Source organism: Prosthecobacter debontii (assembly GCF_900167535.1).
Classification (GTDB): Bacteria; Verrucomicrobiota; Verrucomicrobiia; order Verrucomicrobiales; family Verrucomicrobiaceae; genus Prosthecobacter; species Prosthecobacter debontii.
The window spans coordinates 23,415-40,258 of record NZ_FUYE01000028.1; the positions used below are offsets into that span (position 1 = coordinate 23,415).

A 16,844-nucleotide genomic window follows, 5' to 3' on the forward strand; every position below is an offset into this window, starting at 1 on the left:
TGGTCTGTTATGGGTGTGACCACGCTGGGTTTCCGGCAGGAGTCGCGAACTGAACCCAAGAACTGACCATGAAACTGAACCTCCCCCGTAACTCTGTTCGGATGACGAAAGCCGTGCTGACGCTGACTCTTGTTGGTCTATCGAGCCTAACCATGGCCCAACAACCTGGGGGGCCGATGCGTCCTCCTCAGGGAGCACCTGGCGGATCACCTCCCGGTGCGATTCCACGTCCTGATCCTGGTGCTCCGCCACAGGGGAAGCCTGAGGTGCCACCTCCACAGGACAAGCCGCAGCCTCCCCAGAATCCTGGTTTGCCTCGGCCACCGGCACTGCCTCGTGACTTTGCCCTGCCTGAGGAGTTTCGCTCCGTGGATGGGTCGGATAACAACCTCGATCATCCTGCCTGGGGCACGCCCAATCTCCCCTACCGTCGTCTGACTTTCAGTGATTACGCCGATGGCGTGGGTGAGCCCTCCGGTGCGGAGCGTCCGAGTGCCCGAGCCATCAGCAATGCAGTGGCGACTCAGCCCGAAGGTAGCCCGCCCAATCGCCGTAGAGCCAGCGACTTTCTCTGGCAGTGGGGCCAGTTCCTGGACCACGATCTGGACGAGACACCGACCGCAGTGCCTGCCGAGGCCTTCCCCATTCAAGTGCCCACGGGTGACCCCGAGTTCGACCCTGAGGGAACCGGCACCATGACGATCGGGCTCAACCGCAGTGCCTATGAGATCGTGGACGGAGTGCGGGAGCAGAAAAATGCGATCACGGCCTGGATCGATGCCTCTCAGGTGTATGGCTCCGATGAGACTCGGGCATCTGCTCTACGGGCCAATGACGGCACAGGAAGGCTCAAGGTGAGCAGCAGTGATCATGGGGATCTTTTGCCCTTCAATACGGAGGGCTTGGACAATGCACCTCCGGGGGAGAGCTTCTTCGTGGCGGGGGATGTTCGGGTGAATGAGCAGGTCGGTTTGATCGCCATCCACACACTGTTTATGCGTGAGCATAACTGGTGGGCCGACCTGTATCGGAGTTCCAATGAAGAAGCGGAGGATGAGGAGATCTATCAATTCGCGCGCATGATCGTGGCAGCGGAGATGCAGGCCATCACTTACCGTGAGTTCTTGCCCATCCTGTTGGGTGGATCGGCCATCAAACCTTACCGTGGGTATCGTGCCGATGTGGACCCCACCATCAGCAATGAGTTTGCCACGGCCGGTTATCGCTTTGGTCACAGCCTGCTTTCCTCCACCCTGCTGCGCCTGGATGCGAACTTGGAGGAGATCGAGGCGGGGAATCTCTCGTTAGCCGAGTGCTTCTTTCAGCCTCAGGCGGTCGTTGAGGAAGGTATTGATGTGATCCTGCGCGGCATGGCGGTGCAGAAAGCTCAGGAGCTGGATGAGTGGCTGGTGGATGATGTGCGTAACTTTTTGTTCGGCGCTCCCGGCTCCGGAGGTCTGGATCTGGCATCGCTGAACATTCAGCGTGGGCGTGACCATGGGCTGCCTAGCCTGGCCGATGCTCGAACCGCTCTTGGCTTGAAGCCGCTGCTGGAGTTTAAAGACGTGAGCAAAAATCCAGGTGTTCTGGCGGAATTGCAGTCGGTGTATGCCAGCCCTGCGGACATTGATCTGTGGATCGGTGGACTCAGTGAAGCGGATCGTCCCGGGGCCATGGTAGGGCCGACTTTTTACACCATCCTGGTGGATCAGTTCACTCGCTTGCGGGATGGAGATCGCTTCTGGTATCAGAACTACCTGCCTCGGGAAATGGTGCGCTTGGTGGAAAAGCAGACCCTCAGTGTGATCATCCGCCGCAATACCGAGATCAAGGGAGAGCTTGGACCGAAGGCCTTCATGGCCCCACCGCCGAAGAAAAAGGCCAAGGCTAAAAAACAACCCTGACATACTCCTTACAACCTTATGACCCTCTGCTGACTCATGGTCTCCGATTTACAGTAGAATGCATGCAGATCGGAGGCCCCTAGCGGGCTCCATCGCTCAATTTCGTGGGTTGTCTTCTTGGCTGTTGGTGACCTTCATAAAACTTCAGGGCGGACCGGGGGGTCCGCCCTGAATGTTTTGAGGGGGATGAAATTTTGCCCACGTCCAACGAAGTGAGAACCGAATCCTCATCACGATGGAACTGACGATGAGACTGGGGAGCCAACCCGCTAAGGTGATGGCTACCAGGCCAGGCCCTTCGGGATAGTAGGAGAGGACTTGTTTATTACCGCTCCATTTCCAGGCCACGAGTGGAGCGATGACGATCAACCAGGTGTGATAGACGATCAGGCCAAACCAGAGTCGGATCACTCCTGCGAATAAACGCCCTCCTTTCCTGACCCAGCGCAGGAAGGGAAAAAGACACAGGCACAACAAGAAAAGGCTAAAGAGATCCAGGGTGAGCAACGCCTGATTCACAAGAGGCGTTTCTCTCGCCTTCACCACCTTCATGGCGCGATCTCTTAAAACTTGATCATCGGTCACGGAACCCATGATACCCAAGTGAAGTTTAGATGGGTAGAGAAACCGAAACGAGCCCCTCACCCCAGCTCATAGGCTGAAAAGTCTCTTACCGAAGCAATCCGCGCGCGATGATGGCGTCCACGGGATTGAAGTCATCGGTAAAAACGACGCCATTTTGAGGCAAGTAGTGCCGGGGGACGTGCGTGCGAAGCAGCCGGTTTTGCCAGGAGGCGGAGGGGTAAGACTGATCTTCGATGAGGCGGCTCACGTCCTGGTGGGAGGCCAAGATGATCACGTTTTGGTTCATGTTTCGCGGCCCCTGCACGGCAAAGACTTCCAGGTGAGGGAACACTTCACGCAGCGTCGCTAACATGCCCGCCAGAAGCTCAGCACGGTCCCCCTGCACGGCGGAGATGACGTTCATGGTGTAAACACCCTGGGGCGTCAGTCGATCGGAGATGAGTTGGAAAAACTCCTTGGTGGCGAGATGGGAGGGGATGGCTTGAACGCCATTGTAGGCATCTCCGAAAATGAGGTCCCATTTCTGGTCACTGTGCGTGCGCAGGTAGTGGCGGGCGTCGCCCGCGTGGGCTTGCACCTTCGGGTGCTTATCGAGGTTAAAGAAGCGATGACCCACTTCGATGACGGCGGGGTCGAGCTCGGCCACATCTACGGTGGCTTCAGGGAAAGTGCGGGAGACCTCCTCTGGCATGCCAAAGGCCCCAGCTCCGATGAAGAGGGCGCTCTGGAGCGGGCGGTCCTGCAGCATGGCCAGACGCCAGTAGTGCTGGTAGCCGAGGATCAGCTCGCCGGTGTCGGGATTCATGCCGCCTTCATGCGTGGAGTCCAGCTTCAGCAGGCGACGGCGGTGGGGGCTGACCCCTTCGTCCGTGACCTGGATGCGATGGTAGAAGGATTCCTCTTCATAAATCACCCCCTCAGCCGGCACCGGTTTGACCAGAGCGCCGACGAGACCTGCCACGAGTCCCATGGAGACCGCACGGGTCGTGGCGCCCAGACCACGGCCGGTGAGTAGGAAGGCGATGATACCTAGGGCCAGCAGCAGCACGGCGGTGCCGATGAAAATGCTGCGCACGCCAAAGTTGCCCAGAAGGAAGAAACCAGAAAGGAAGGTACCCACGAAGCTGCCGAGGGAGCCCAACATGCTGATGGTGCCCGCCGCGCCGCCGATGTGACTGTCAGAGGTCGTGAGACTGTAAAGCCGCACCGCAGCCGGGGAGACCGCGCCTAACAACGCCCCTGGGAAAGCCAGGAGGAACAGGGAAAACAGCACGGGGCCGTCAATGAGGCCGCTTTTGGCAAACAACGGGCCGAACCAGGTGCTCAGGGCAGGGATGAAAAAGGTGAGCACGGCGACTGCGGCGAGCAGCCAGCCAAGAACATCCAACCCGGCTCGGCGGTCAGCTAAGCGCCCTCCCAGAAAACCCCCGGCACTGAAAGCGATGAGGATGACGCCGATGAGGGCGGTCCAGGTGTAAACGCTGTTGCCGAACAAGGGCGCTAACAGGCGAGCGGCACTAATCTCGATCACCATCATGGAGGCCCCGGAAAAGAAGCAGGCGGCCCCGAGAAAGAGGCGGGTGGAGAGTGTGTGAGAGACTGAACCCGTCGGCACGGGGGCGGCGGAGGCTTTAGAGGCGGGTTTCGACATGAGCAGAGAGGAAAACGCCGCCAGTATTCAGTGCGGGCTGTTTCCCTGGCAAGGCGAGATTGACCGCTGCGGGTGAAACCTCCGTTTCGGGCCGGTTTCAGTCGTTGTAAAACACCAGACTGGCGATCTTCCAACCGCTGGCCGTTTTCACCAGGGTGAAGTAATCCGTGCCCGTGACGGTTTCGCTGCCCTTGGTCAGCTTCCAGCGGACGGCAGCCTGGGCCACCCGGTCATCGCCACTGATTTTCATGTCGGTGGGCACTTCCTTCATCGGAGTCGGGCTGCGTTGGTGCCCCAGGGTCTGCCCATGGATGAAATCGGTGAGCCCCTGGCTGCTGCATTGGCCATCGTGTCCCACAAAGGAAATCCGGGCCGTGGTGTGGAAGCAGTCGGCGTAGCCGGTCATGTCCTGGGCGGACCAGGTGGAAAAGTAGCGCTGGAGGAAAGTCTCGAGTTCGCTTTGGCTGGAGTGCGCGGCTGGACTGCAAGTCACCAGCAGCAGGCAGGTGAAGAGCGTGAAGAAATGGCGCATGAGCGGGCAGTTTTAGGCTTCCGTCGAGCTTTAGGCCTCCGCCTGTTCTTCAGGCACTCCCATCAGCGCCAGCAGGCGGTTCAGGTCCTCGACACCGTAGTAATCGATCTCGATCTGGCCCTTCTTTTCCGAATGCTTGACCGAGATGTTGGTGGTCAGATGATGCATCAGGCGCTGCTCCACGGATTGAATGGCGTGGCTGACCTCGTTATCCGCCAGCACGGGCTTCGGCGGAGGAGGATTCAAGATGCTGCCGGCCAGCTTTTCAGCCGCACGCACGGTGAGGCCTTTTTTCACGATCTCTTCTGCAGCCTTCTCCTGTTGTTCAGGGTCTTTCAGCGTCAGCAGGACCTTGGCGTGACCGGTGCTCAGCTTGCCGCTGGAGAGAAGGGTCTGCACGGGCGTGGCCAGATCCAGCAAGCGCATGGTGTTAGCCACCGTGGCGCGGTTTTTCCCCACGCGCTGGGCGATGTCCTCCTGCCGCATGTCGAAGTCTTTGGCGAGGCGTGCATAGGCTCGGCCTTCTTCGATCGGGTTGAGGTCTTCACGCTGGAGGTTCTCGATGAGCGCCATCTCCAGCACATCCTTATCCGAAGCTTCGCGGACAATGACGGGCACTTCCTTGAGACCCAGCTCACGGGAGGCGCGAAAGCGGCGCTCACCGGCGATCAGTTCGAGCTTGCCATTCACCCGACGCACAATCAGGGGCTGGATAATGCCATGCTCCCGGATGGACTCCATCAGCTCGGCCAACTGCTCCTGGATGAACTCTTTGCGCGGCTGCAGAGGGCTAGGCACCACTTGATCCAAGCTCACGTGATTGACGACATCGCCGGGGGCTGGCTGCGCCAGAGCAGGCGGACGCGGAGCCCCTGATCCGGCTGCTTGAGCCGTGATCAATGCGCCGAGTCCTTTTCCAAGTGCGGGTTTTGCCATAAGACCGCGAGGTTAAAGACGCAGGATCGAATCGCAACCGAGTTTTGCCCCGAGGCTCTGATTGCGTTTGTAAGAAAATGCTGACAAGGGATAATTCTAGGAGGTAAATGGATTGAGCTTGGTCGTTCTGACGACACGCCTCAGAATCGCCCTCTGCTTTTCCGATCCATTTTGAGATTAGGCTTCGGCTCAATCAATCGTCATCCCGAGCGTTCAGCCCAGCGCTGATGAGTAGAATGCGGAAGCCGATGTCTACTTCGCGTGCGGAGAGGGGCACTTTGAGGCGATAGGAGGCTAGGAGCTGCTGGCGCTCATAGGTGGTGTAGGAGCCACCTCGGGCAACGGCTTCGGCCCCCGTGCTGTCCCAAGGATCGGAGACCCACTCCCAGACATTTCCTGAGAGATCGAAGAGACTGCGGCTGTCGGCTTTCAGACTGCCGACGGGAGCCACCCCGGGGAATTTATCGTCGTAACCCGGAATGGATTTTTTGCCGGAAGGATCGGCCGATTTATCGCGCAGGTTAGCCACCCTAGCCGTGGGCACGGGGGTAAAGCCCCAGGGGTAGATGCCCTCGATCCGGGTGCTGCGGTCGGCTGGGGTGGTGCCTAACTCGCGAGGCAGGTAGGCGGCCATGCTCCACTCGTCATCGGTGGGGAGCCGGTATTCCTGGTCGGGCTCCAGCAATCCTTTGGCACGCTCACGGTCGGTGAGCCAGCGGCAGAACTGCTCGGCCTCAGCCCGGGTGATCAACGTGACCGGGAAGTCCAGATTGGCACTGAGGTCGAGCCCGTCAATCGGCGGAAGATTCACACTGCGGGCGAATTCGACGAAGTCTTTTCGGCGCACTTCGGTGGAGGCTAGCATGGCTCGGCCCATGGGCACCATCTTGATGCCGAGGCTATTGTCCCACGGTTTGCCAAAGACCACGGAACCGGTGGCTTTGAGGCGAAGGTTGAAGCTCATGGCTTGACCTTCCTTGAGATTACCTTGAGCAAATTCACTCTTGTAGCCAGGCAGGCGCACTTCGTAGTTGAATTTATCGGCCCGGACCTTGGTCAATTGCAGCGGGGTTTTGCCCACACGCAGTTCTCCATCGAAAACCTCGGCTCCACGCGGGGTGCTGTCGATGCTGAGGCGGCCATACGGAACCCGCATGATCTCCAGGCGGATCGCCTGCCAACCCGGACGTGGCGGGTTGCCGTCGGGTTGGGGGATATTGGCCGCACGCCAGTTGTATTCGTGATCGATGTCCAGGCGCCCGCTTTGGCGATCCCGGCTGGTCATCCAGGCAGCAAAGGCTTCGGCATCGGCATCGGGAGCCATGACGCAGTTGAGCGTCTTTTTATCCGCCGTGATGTAAGGGACGACGCCGAATTCAGCCGCGCGCAGGGTGGCCTCCAAGAAGGAACGAAAGAGAGTGACCTCGACCGGGAAATCCGCAATGTGGCGATCCTTGCTGAAGGTAAACCACTGGCCGTAGATGTTTTGCCACGGACGGCCTTTCTGCGGCGGTTGAGGCAGAGGTGGGGCGGCCTTGACGGGTAACGGCAGCGTATAAGACCAGGCGTTTTCGTATTTCGCCGCTGTCAGTCCAGCGCCTGCTAGGGCGGATCCGACCAGGGTGAACACGGCGGCACGGCTGAAGCGGCGCAGGAAAGTCTCACGGCGCTTTTCTCCCACTCGTTGCAAGGCCTCGGCAAACTCTCCTGCGGTCTGGAAACGCTCTTTCAGGTCGGGCGCACAGGCCTTGCAGATGACGCGATTGAGGTCCAGCCAGAACGGCCATTCATCATCGCCAAGGTTGGCCGGGATCTCAGGGAACTCCATGCGATCCTTACCGCTGCTCATTTCATAGAGAACCTTGCCGAGACTGTAGATGTCCGCTTGAGCGGTGCCCGGGCCCTCAGGCGGCACAAATCCCTCCGTGCCGACGAAGGTGCGCTCGCCAAAGCTGGCGACGAGCCCGATGTCGGCGAGCTTGCAGACGCCCCCCACGAAAATGACGTTGGAGGGTTTGATGTCCCGGTGCGTGAGGCCCCGGTTATGCATGTAATACAGCGCATCAGCCAGATAGACTCCGGCGTCTCGACAGAAGACCAAGTCCAGTCGGCCATGGCGCTTCATGTCGGTTCCCAGAGTGCGCGGCACGTAGGTCTGGATATCGGCGAAGTTCGGGCCTTCTTCGGCATCATCGGCCAGCTCCATGACGCAGTAGTAGAAACCGCGATCTTCATTCCAGCCGACATGGAGGATGTGCACGAGGCAGGGGTGCCCGCGCGAGATGGGCTCAAACTGCTGAATGCCTAGAAACTCCCGGTGGAAGGTGCGTGTGAGCTCGAAGTCTTCTCTCCAGACAATCTTCACCGCTCGATAGGCTCCCGTCACGCTCTGCGCGAGCCAGACCTCACCATACGCACCCGAGCCCACGCGTTTGATCAGCGTGTAGTCGGGAATGAGAATGTCGTCGCGATGCGAAAGAGGCCCGGTTTTATCCCCAGGTTTACGAGAAGGCCGTTGAGCAGAGGGCGGGGCGGGTAAGGCGATATCCGACTCTGTTTTCCGTGCCGACGGCCTGCCGTCACCAGGAGGGTCCGGTGGTGGAAGCGGGCGAACAGGAGAGCGGGACATTGGCAATAAAAGAAACCATACGTGAGATGACTCCGGGACTCAATCACGGGCTTTCACACAGAAGCGGAAAGAACAAAGATCACCCCCGGGGTTGCCACCGGGCACAGAGCAGTAAAACCCACCCTAACATCATGCCCACGCCCCCGATCGGCGTGACATACACCAGCCACTTCACTTGGGTGAGGGCGTGAGTGTAAAGCGAGCCACTGAATAGCAGAACCCCGATGAACAGGCTATTCCAAGCCCAAGTGCCGCGCTTGCCTCCCACCTTTCCGGCCAAGGCCAGGATCACTAGCAAGATGGCATGGGGGAGATGATAGCTGACCGCCGTCTTCCAGTTTTCAAAAGCACCTGCGGCGACCACCATGTCATGAACTTTTCCATGGGCCCCCAATGAACCCAGAATGATGGCTGACAACCCCAGGATGGCGGCAAGGCGAAGGCGGGTGGTATCTGGCTGCATGACTGCAACGGGATACGCATGGCCAGGAAATGCAAATCAAGAAAACAAAACCGCCACAGAACCTAAAAGGAACGGTGGCGGATGAGATAAGCTGTTCAGTGACGGTTAACGGCCAAAGAAAAAAGGAACTCGGATGGGGGGGCGATAATCATAGTCGTCGTGGTGATCATATCGACCTCTTCCAGATCCTCCGTAGCATGCTCGGCAATGACTGTGATTGGAACTGGTTCTCTTCCAACCACGTTCGAGCACACGCCCATGCTTGTCACGTTTGGTGACGGTGTAAACGGCATAAATGGGTTCTCCACAAGGATAACGACCGACAACACGACGATCCGAGTATCCCCAATCACGTGCGGTGGATTGGACTGGAACTGTAAAGCCGATGCCGGTCACGATAGCGAGGATGGCAATAAGATTTTTCATAGTGATGAACTTGGGTTCGTTAGATTCGACGGGACGTCGTTTAACTCTATTCAAGTATCGAATAAAAAAGTGGTTTTGCGTGTGTTGTCGAGCATTTCAGAGACCTGGTTTGACGGCAAAAACAAACCCGCACAGTAGCTGCGCGGGTTTGGTGATCAGAGCTAATGATGAGGGAAAAGCTACTCGAACTTCTTGACCAGAAGCGCGGAGTTGTGACCGCCGAAACCGAAGCTGTTGCTCAGGGCGGCATTCACTTTAGCTGGTCGTGCCTCGTTGGCCACGATGTCCACATCCACTTCAGGGTCCAGATTTTCCACGTTGATGGTGGGAGGAACGACCTGATCGCGGATGGCGAGGATGGAAGCGGCGAGTTCGATGCCACCGGCAGCGCCTAACAAATGGCCTGTCATGGACTTGGTGCCGGAGACCAGAAGACCATCCTGGGCATAAGCGCCGAAGGTGCGCTTGATGGCGCGCAGCTCGCACATGTCACCTACAGGGGTGGAGGTGGCGTGAGCGTTCACATAGCTGACATCGGTCGCATTCAGCTTGGCATGACGCAGGGCCATCTCCATGCACTTGGAGGCACCGAGACCTTCCGGATGCGGGGCGGTGAGGTGATAGGCGTCTGCCGTCACCCCGTAACCGACGAGTTCGGCGTAGATGGTGGCACCGCGCTTCTTGGCATGCTCGAGTTCTTCGATCACGACCACACCGGAGCCTTCACCCATGACGAAACCATCACGGCCTGTATCCCAAGGGCGGGACGCTCCTTCTGGATCGTCATTGCGCATGGACAGCGCCTTCATGTTGGCGAAGCCAGACAGGCCGCAAGGACGGATGGAGGCTTCTGAACCACCGCAGACGATGGCGTCAGCATCGCCAAATTTGATGATGCGCCAGGCTTCTCCGATGTTGTTGTTGGAGGTGGCACAGGCGGTGGTGATGCACATGTTCGGGCCCATGAAGCCGAACTCGGTGGCGATCATCCCGGTCGCGATGTTGGTGATCATCATCGGGATGAGGAAAGGGGAAACACGGCCGGGTCCTTTGTTCAGCAGGATCTCATATTGAGTTTCGATGGTGCTCAAACCGCCGATACCACTCCCGACCATGACGCCGATACGATGTGGGTCTAGGCTGTCAGGGTTCAGTCCGCTGTCTTTGACGGCCATTTTGGAAGCGGCCATGGCGAGCTGGAAAAAGCGGTCTGCGCGGCGGGCTTCTTTGTGGTTGTTGAAGAAAGGTGTGGGGTCAAAGTCCACCACTTCACCCGCGATTTTGCAGTCATAGTTGGTGGTGTCCATGCTCTGGATGCGGCGGATACCGCTTTTGCCAGCCAGGAGGTTTTTCCAGAAATCGTCCTTGTTGTTTCCCAGGGGGGAGACGGTTCCGATTCCGGTGATAACGACGCGACGTTCGGTCATGTGGTGGTGGTGAGGGGTGAGTTTGGGAATGTCCAGAGAACACGCTTTACCCCGGGGGGCAAGGGATTTTCCGTGGGGTGTCTGGGGGGAGTTACGGTTTGGAAAGGAGATAGTGCCGGGTTTTCCCGTGCCGCTGCTTATTGGTCAGCGGGGGCAGGTCCAGATGGAACAAGTGCCTCAGGGTTTTATTGTGGCGTTTCAGCACGTGTTGGGTTTCCTCCTGGAGAGCCTGCCACCGTTTCCAGGGGTGCGTCGGTGCATGAGTGATGTGGCGCAGGAGGCTCAGCCACTCCACGTAGGCACGAGAGAGGTCGCCCTCAGCCACTTCGGGCGGAGGTTCACGCCCCTCGGCTTGATCAGGATTCAGCAAGGCACCGAGGAGTTCCGCCGCACCCTCGCCGTAGTCTGGAGGGAGCCCATTTTCCAGATAACCGCTATGATTGATGAATCCGTAAGTGTTTCGGCAGACAGCCCCGAGCCTCTCTGAACTGCAGGACGTGGGCAGGTCAAACTTGGTGCCACTGCGCAGATTGGCCATGTGCAGGATGAGGTCATCGACTGGATAGGATTCATCCTCGAGCGCGGCGGCCACGGCTAGGCCCTCGCCTCCCTGGAAGAAGGAGAAGATCTCGCCACGCCGAGTGGGCACGCCGCCTTCATCAATGAGCCCGAGCGATCTCCAGGCATGGATGGGCGATCCTGGGCGGGGCTGTCGGCCTGCGCTCGGCTGAGTGGCCTTTTCACCGTTCACAGCCGTGGCGTTTTTGACGGCTATGCTGCGTTCACGAGGCTGCACGATGGGACAATCGAGAGAATCGCGGTAGATCGGGACTTTCACCTCGCCCAGGTCAAACACGGCAAAGACCAGCCCTTCTTTGGCTCGGCTTTCTAGGAATTGGGGGAGTTCCTGCGGTTTCAGATCTTCTTGATTGGCCTGCAGGGCTGTCGCCAAGGTCGCTGCGTGGAGGACTTCGATTTCCTCCACGGGCAGGGTTTCTTGCTTCCGGGGAAGCTTCAGCAGCCGACGCAGGCTTTTGGTGGGGCGGATTTCGCCAGGGGAGGTGTCCTCGGGCTGCCCGAGGGGAATCTCCACTCCATAGCGATTTTCCCCCAGCTTTCCCACGCGGCCGATGCCATGGGCAAAACGAGCCACGAAAGCCGGCACGCTCAGGGCGGGGGCAATGCGGTCCATATCGGCTAACCAAGCCTGACTGAGGGGAAGAAACTCCGTTGGGGAATGGACACGGCGCTCCCACTCGCCTTTGGAATTGAAGATTTGCTTCTCAGTGGCTTCCAGCCCGAAAAGGGCTTTGGCTTCGGTCTTCTCAGGAGTGTCCGGAGCGTGCTCTTCCAGACCGAGCAAGGGAGGTACTTTGGCATACAGCCTCCCCGCAAAGCGCTCCGCTTCGACGAAGGGATGCGCTTCCGTCTGCGCGGCATGCTTCATCACCCTCAGGAAAATGGGCCACGCCAGCAGATCTCCTCGGTGCAGACGGGCGGCACGCGCATCCATCAGTGAGGGGCTTTGGCGGGTCGTGACGACATAACCTTTTTCGTCCAGTCCCCGGCGACCAGCCCGTCCATACATCTGGAGGAGTTCATCCGGGGTGAGCTTATGTTCGCTTTTACCATCGTGGAAGGTCGTTGCGGCGACATGCACGCTGCGGACGGAGAAGTTAATCCCGGCAGCAAGCCCCATGGTGGCGGCGATGACGCGGAGTTGCCCGGCTTTGGCCAGCGGCTCGATCACCCCGGCTCGGGCGGCGTAAGACAAACCGCTGTGGTGATAGGCCACGCGCTTTTCCAGCAGCGAGCTCAGTTCCTTACCGCAGACGCCTCGTTGTTCGGGGGTGAGTTCCAGCGGTTCACCCGCCGGTAAATCCGCGGCCAATCTGCGAGCGATGGCTTCAGCCTCTTTTCGGCGCGGTGAGAAAATCAGCAAGGGCGCCAGATCCGCCAGCATGACGGCAGCGGCAAACTTCGGCCAAAAATGCTCGAAATGCCGTGCCATGCGTTGGGGCAGCGCCTCCCAGGGAGCTTCCTCCAGCGGCACCGGGCGTTCCTTGGTCTGCACCACCTCCGCCGAGCGGCCAAGACGGCGCATCCAGCCGACGACATCTTCAGGATTGGCCACCGAACCGCTGAGCAGGAGCAGGCGTGTTTGGGGGGGAGCCAGGGCAATCGCTGCCTCATAATGACTGCCGCGGCTGGTGTCAGCAATCATCTGATACTCGTCAATCACCAGGAGAGCCGGGCCCTCCCCCCGGACCAGCCTTTCAAGCTGTGTCTCAAGCGTGGCCACCACCACTGGAGCCCCGGTGTTTTCGGAGACATCTCCGGTGGCGATCCCGACATTCCAGCGTGCTTCCTTCCACTCGGCATACTTGTCGTTGGCCAGCGCCCGTGTCGGCACGGTGTAAATAGCTTGGCCAGTCAGGGAGCGTGATTGATGCAAAAGCTCGAAGACGAAGGTCTTGCCCGCGCCGGTAGGGGCACTCACGACAACGTCGGTTCCCTCCCGCAGCAGGTTCACCGCCTGATGTTGCCAAAGGTCAGGGAGCTTGAGGGTATTGAGCGAAGGAAGCATCAGGAGGCTGTCTTGGAATACGAAGAAGAGCGGCTCAGCGCAAGCGACCTCCTCGAAGAGAAACGCGTCTGTCCCGCCATGTAGAACTTTTTCATTTTGTCGCCAAGCGGGGTCTGAGGGAAAGGTAAGGAACTCAAAACCAGCGGGTTGATGAAGGCTCCGGCCCTTGGCGACGAGGCTCAAAATGCGCGCGACATCCTGTCATGAGCCACCTTGAAAAGGTCGCACGATCGGAGAACCACCATGCCGCGAGGAGGCGAATCAATGAGTCCGTTTTCAAGAGCAAATTGAAGCACTAAGTAGTTGATAAATTTATATAAAATATAAATATTTAATTAAAATCAGAGGGTTTGTTTATCGTTTTGATCCATGAAGGCCACCTTTCAAGCTGCTGAACCCGTCCCTCTGGAGACCTCGAGAGTGCGTAAGGCGCGGCAGCATCCCCGGCCGGGCAGGATTTGGATGGTGTCCCTGGTCTTGGCTTTGTCTTGGATCGGCCTGATGACCTTCGTGGTGAGCGGCTGCCTGCTGCTTGGACAGGGGGCTGCCCATTATGGATGGCTGGCTCTCAGTGGGTTAGGTTTATTTGTCGGGATGCGCGTCGTTGGCTTTTTATTCGCGCAGCGGCTGCACTGCACACTCTGTCACGGCACGGTTTTGCAGGAAAAGCGTTGCCATAAACACGCGGAAGCTCAGCGAATCCCACCTCTCTCTTACCGCAGTTCCGCCGTCCTCTCCGTCCTGTTCACGGGCACTTTTCGCTGCATGTATTGCGGCACCCCTTATCGCCTGCGGAAATAAAAGCGGTATTTCCCCTCAAAAGGGGGCAGGAATCCGGTTTTGCAAAAGATGATGCGACGTGTATGCTCGCCGTTCGTAATTAGTTTCGTTCCTATTTGATCCATCCTCATGTCAGACGACCCAACACCCAAAAACGAGAGCCCGAACCGGCGTAATCAAGAGCCGCAGTTCAATTGGAGGGGCTTTCTCCTCCTCGCCATGGCCGTCTTGTTGATGGGATCAGCTTACATGGCCAGCCAGCAGACTGCGGGTTCGCAAAACATCTCCTACAAGGAGTTTCGCGACCTTGTCGAAAACGATAAGATCGACAAGAGCAAAGACCTTGAGCTGATTCAGCAAGACACGACCACGGCGGAATTCATCGAAGGTTATGCCTTCCGTTCTGCCCCGACTACAAGCGAGACGAAGCCCGTCTTGGCCCCTGCCGTTGACGAAAAAGCCGCCCCAGGCTCCGTGAAGTTCAGCGTGCCAGTCAGCATCCAGTATCAGAAAGAAGAGCTGCAGAAGCTCATGGAGTCCAAAGGGCTCGTGCTGGTCCCTAAATATAAGAACAACCAGTGGAGCACCTTGCTGGTGTCCATGCTGCCTATCCTGGTGCTGTTGCTCCTGCTATACTTCCTCGTGCGCCAGCAGATCAAGAGCGCAGGTCGCGGAGCTTTGAGCTTCGGCAAAAGCAAGGCCAAGATGCTCTCCCAAGATCGCAACAAGGTCACCTTCAAGGACGTGGCCGGTGTGGAAGAAGCGAAGGAAGAAGTCAGCGAACTCGTCGAGTTCCTCAAGGATCCTAAGCGCTTCCAGAAACTGGGCGGCAAGATCCCAAAAGGTGTCTTGATGGTGGGCTCTCCTGGAACAGGGAAAACCCTCCTGGCACGTGCCATTGCCGGCGAGGCCGATGTGCCTTTCTTCAGCATCAGCGGTTCTGATTTCGTCGAAATGTTCGTCGGGGTCGGTGCCAGCCGTGTGCGTGACATGTTTGAGCAGGGCAAAAAGAATGCTCCGTGCTTGATCTTCATTGATGAGATCGATGCCGTTGGCCGCCATCGTGGTCATGGCATGGGGGGAGGTCACGATGAGCGTGAGCAGACCCTCAACGCCTTGCTCGTGGAAATGGACGGTTTCGATACCCAGGAGGGCATCATCATCATCGCCGCAACCAACCGCCCTGATGTGCTCGACCCCGCCCTGCTGCGTCCAGGCCGCTTTGACCGTCAGGTCACCGTCAGCCTGCCCGATGTCAAAGGCCGTGAGGAAATTCTCAATGTGCATGCTAAGCGTGTGAAGCTGAATGAAACGGCGGATCTCTCCAAGATCGCCCGCGGCACCCCAGGCTTCTCCGGCGCTGAATTGGCCAACGTCATCAACGAAGCTGCTCTGCTCGCAGCCCGTAAAAATCTGAAGTCCATCGGCACGCCTGAGTTGGAAGAGGCTCGTGACAAGGTCCGCTGGGGTCGTGAGCGTCGTAGCCTCGCACTCAGTGAGAAGGAAAAAGAAAACACCGCCTACCATGAAGCTGGCCACGCCATCCTCATCGAGGTGCTGGAGCATACCGATCCTCTCCATAAGGTGACCATCATTCCTCGCGGTCCATCGTTGGGCTCCACCATGTGGCTGCCTGAAGAAGACAAGTTCACCCATCGTAAGAGCGAACTCCTGGACGATCTCGTGGTCGCCATGGGGGGGCGTGTGGCTGAGGAGATCAAGTTTGGCGACGTGACCAACGGTGCCATGGGCGATATTCGTCAGGCGACCGCCATCGCTCGGAACATGGTTTGTGCCTGGGGCATGAGCGAGAAAATGGGCATGGTGGAATACGGTGAAGGTGAGCAAGCCATCTTCTTGGCTCGTGATCTGGCCCGTAACCGCAACTACAGCGGTGCCACTGCCCAGAAGATCGACGAGGAAGTGAAGCGCCTCATTGATGAAGCCTATGCCAAGGCCAAGGAAATCCTTCTGTATCACCGCTCCAAGCTGGATGCCATCTCCCAGGCTCTCCTTGAGTATGAGACGCTCGATGGCAGCCAGATCAAAGAGATCATGGATCACGGTTACATGATCAACCCGCCGAAGGATAAACCCAAACCCCCAGCACCCCCACCGATTCCTAAAGCCGCCGAGCCTCGTCCAGCAGCTCAGGACGATGAAAACCTGGGCGGCCTCCCTGGTGGTCTGGCTGGTGTGCCGGCTTGATCTCCAAGTGAACTAACCCAATGCCTTTGAGCGGTGTCGGACCTCGTGTTCGACACCGCTTTTTGTTTGGGGCGGGATCTTAATCCTCGCGAAGCGTCCCGGAGTACAGTGGGAAGCGACAGCGCCACACCGCCTTGGCGGTAAAAAGAGGGGAGTCTGAGATGCGAGCCGGTGCGGATGCAGGACTCAAGACGCGTGAGTAAGCAGCCCATGGCGAAAAGAGTTTCCGGTCAGCCGACGGCGTTTCTATTTTTCCATAAGGTGTCAGCCGCAGAGCGAAGTGGTCCGCACACTCCGTGTGCGGGTGACCGTATGGAAGGCTGAGGAGGAGCTTCAACGACTCCGACCTCGAATAAGGAGGCACAGGCTAGGTGAAAGAGAGAAGGATAGCGCTGGGGTGTGCCTAGCTGGGCTTTCCGCACACGGAGTGTGCGGGCCACTTCTCTGCTGTTTTTCATTCAACCAAGCTTGACCCTGAAGGCTCGAAAATTCTTTTCGACAATCGCTATACCTTTAGAGCATATTAAATAATGCTATAACCGCAAGAAGCGAACCAACCCATGGCGTCTTTGGCGGTGACCTTTGAGAACGCTACGCTGATGGCTGCATCTAGTTGCTCCGGTGTGCGGGCCTCCAGGCTGCGCAGCGAGTTCTTGATCTTGCTCCACATCTTCTCAATCGGGTTGAGGTCCGGCGAGTAAGCTGGAAGGAAGCGC

13 protein-coding genes are annotated in these 16,844 nt (G+C 58.3%); 3 read left to right on the top strand and 10 right to left on the bottom strand.

Annotated elements, in window-relative coordinates; all coding sequences use genetic code 11:
- The first annotated feature begins 68 nt into the window (after window positions 1-68).
- Window positions 69-1,904 carry a peroxidase family protein gene (locus tag B5D61_RS24600; protein ID WP_139373488.1) on the top strand — a complete coding sequence of 612 codons (1,836 nt, stop codon included), beginning with the start codon at window positions 69-71 and terminating at the stop codon, window positions 1,902-1,904.
- A gap of 144 nt (window positions 1,905-2,048) precedes the next feature.
- Here the strand turns inward: B5D61_RS24600 and B5D61_RS24605 are convergent, their stop codons facing one another.
- From B5D61_RS24605 to B5D61_RS24645, 9 genes are all read right to left on the bottom strand, one after another.
- On the bottom strand, window positions 2,049-2,498 hold the full coding sequence (locus B5D61_RS24605; RefSeq protein ID WP_078816087.1) for a hypothetical protein: 450 nt from the start codon (window positions 2,496-2,498) through the stop codon (window positions 2,049-2,051).
- 76 nt (window positions 2,499-2,574) lie between these two features.
- Entirely contained in the window at window positions 2,575-4,140 is a 1,566-nt protein-coding gene (locus B5D61_RS24610; RefSeq protein WP_078816088.1) for a fused MFS/spermidine synthase, read from the bottom strand.
- A 97-nt stretch (window positions 4,141-4,237) separates the two neighbouring features.
- Window positions 4,238-4,672: a nuclear transport factor 2 family protein gene (locus B5D61_RS24615; RefSeq protein ID WP_078816089.1), complete on the bottom strand. Its 435-nt coding sequence runs from the start codon at window positions 4,670-4,672 to the stop codon at window positions 4,238-4,240.
- A 30-nt stretch (window positions 4,673-4,702) separates the two neighbouring features.
- Window positions 4,703-5,608 (bottom strand): ParB/RepB/Spo0J family partition protein, encoded by a 906-nt coding sequence (locus tag B5D61_RS24620; RefSeq protein ID WP_078816090.1) that lies wholly within the window; start codon window positions 5,606-5,608, stop codon window positions 4,703-4,705.
- Window positions 5,609-5,801: 193 nt separating this feature from the next.
- Entirely contained in the window at window positions 5,802-8,237 is a 2,436-nt protein-coding gene (locus B5D61_RS24625) for a bifunctional serine/threonine-protein kinase/formylglycine-generating enzyme family protein (protein WP_078816091.1), read from the bottom strand.
- Between the two features lie 79 nt (window positions 8,238-8,316).
- Window positions 8,317-8,700 (bottom strand): DUF423 domain-containing protein, encoded by a 384-nt coding sequence (locus tag B5D61_RS24630; protein ID WP_078816092.1) that lies wholly within the window; start codon window positions 8,698-8,700, stop codon window positions 8,317-8,319.
- A 105-nt stretch (window positions 8,701-8,805) separates the two neighbouring features.
- The gene (locus tag B5D61_RS25965) at window positions 8,806-9,126 is read right to left on the bottom strand and encodes a hypothetical protein (protein WP_139373489.1); all 321 of its coding nucleotides are present in this window, start codon (window positions 9,124-9,126) and stop codon (window positions 8,806-8,808) included.
- Between the two features lie 179 nt (window positions 9,127-9,305).
- On the bottom strand, window positions 9,306-10,553 hold the full coding sequence (fabF, locus tag B5D61_RS24640; RefSeq protein WP_078816094.1) for a beta-ketoacyl-ACP synthase II: 1,248 nt from the start codon (window positions 10,551-10,553) through the stop codon (window positions 9,306-9,308).
- A 91-nt stretch (window positions 10,554-10,644) separates the two neighbouring features.
- Window positions 10,645-13,140, bottom strand: coding sequence for a DEAD/DEAH box helicase (locus B5D61_RS24645; protein ID WP_139373490.1), 2,496 nt, complete (start codon window positions 13,138-13,140; stop codon window positions 10,645-10,647).
- A 369-nt stretch (window positions 13,141-13,509) separates the two neighbouring features.
- On the opposite strand from B5D61_RS24645, the gene B5D61_RS24650 reads away from it, so the two are divergent.
- Window positions 13,510-13,941, top strand: coding sequence for a hypothetical protein (locus B5D61_RS24650; RefSeq protein ID WP_078816096.1), 432 nt, complete (start codon window positions 13,510-13,512; stop codon window positions 13,939-13,941).
- Window positions 13,942-14,049: 108 nt separating this feature from the next.
- Window positions 14,050-16,128 carry an ATP-dependent zinc metalloprotease FtsH gene (gene ftsH, locus B5D61_RS24655; RefSeq protein WP_078816097.1) on the top strand — a complete coding sequence of 693 codons (2,079 nt, stop codon included), beginning with the start codon at window positions 14,050-14,052 and terminating at the stop codon, window positions 16,126-16,128.
- Between the two features lie 523 nt (window positions 16,129-16,651).
- Here ftsH and B5D61_RS27150 read toward each other — a convergent pair.
- On the bottom strand, window positions 16,652-16,844 hold a 193-nt coding region (locus B5D61_RS27150), incomplete at its 5' end, for a transposase (protein ID WP_176159311.1).

What these genes read in the sequence shown, in the direction of transcription:
- B5D61_RS24600 (WP_139373488.1), top strand. Translation starts at nt 69, where the DNA reads ATGAAACTGAACCTCCCCCGTAACTCTGTTCGGATGACGAAAGCCGTG.
- B5D61_RS24605 (WP_078816087.1), bottom strand. Translation starts at nt 2,498, where the DNA reads ATGGGTTCCGTGACCGATGATCAAGTTTTAAGAGATCGCGCCATGAAG.
- B5D61_RS24610 (WP_078816088.1), bottom strand. Translation starts at nt 4,140, where the DNA reads ATGTCGAAACCCGCCTCTAAAGCCTCCGCCGCCCCCGTGCCGACGGGT.
- B5D61_RS24615 (WP_078816089.1), bottom strand. Translation starts at nt 4,672, where the DNA reads ATGCGCCATTTCTTCACGCTCTTCACCTGCCTGCTGCTGGTGACTTGC.
- B5D61_RS24620 (WP_078816090.1), bottom strand. Translation starts at nt 5,608, where the DNA reads ATGGCAAAACCCGCACTTGGAAAAGGACTCGGCGCATTGATCACGGCT.
- B5D61_RS24625 (WP_078816091.1), bottom strand. Translation starts at nt 8,237, where the DNA reads ATGTCCCGCTCTCCTGTTCGCCCGCTTCCACCACCGGACCCTCCTGGT.
- B5D61_RS24630 (WP_078816092.1), bottom strand. Translation starts at nt 8,700, where the DNA reads ATGCAGCCAGATACCACCCGCCTTCGCCTTGCCGCCATCCTGGGGTTG.
- B5D61_RS25965 (WP_139373489.1), bottom strand. Translation starts at nt 9,126, where the DNA reads ATGAAAAATCTTATTGCCATCCTCGCTATCGTGACCGGCATCGGCTTT.
- fabF (WP_078816094.1), bottom strand. Translation starts at nt 10,553, where the DNA reads ATGACCGAACGTCGCGTCGTTATCACCGGAATCGGAACCGTCTCCCCC.
- B5D61_RS24645 (WP_139373490.1), bottom strand. Translation starts at nt 13,140, where the DNA reads ATGCTTCCTTCGCTCAATACCCTCAAGCTCCCTGACCTTTGGCAACAT.
- B5D61_RS24650 (WP_078816096.1), top strand. Translation starts at nt 13,510, where the DNA reads ATGAAGGCCACCTTTCAAGCTGCTGAACCCGTCCCTCTGGAGACCTCG.
- ftsH (WP_078816097.1), top strand. Translation starts at nt 14,050, where the DNA reads ATGTCAGACGACCCAACACCCAAAAACGAGAGCCCGAACCGGCGTAAT.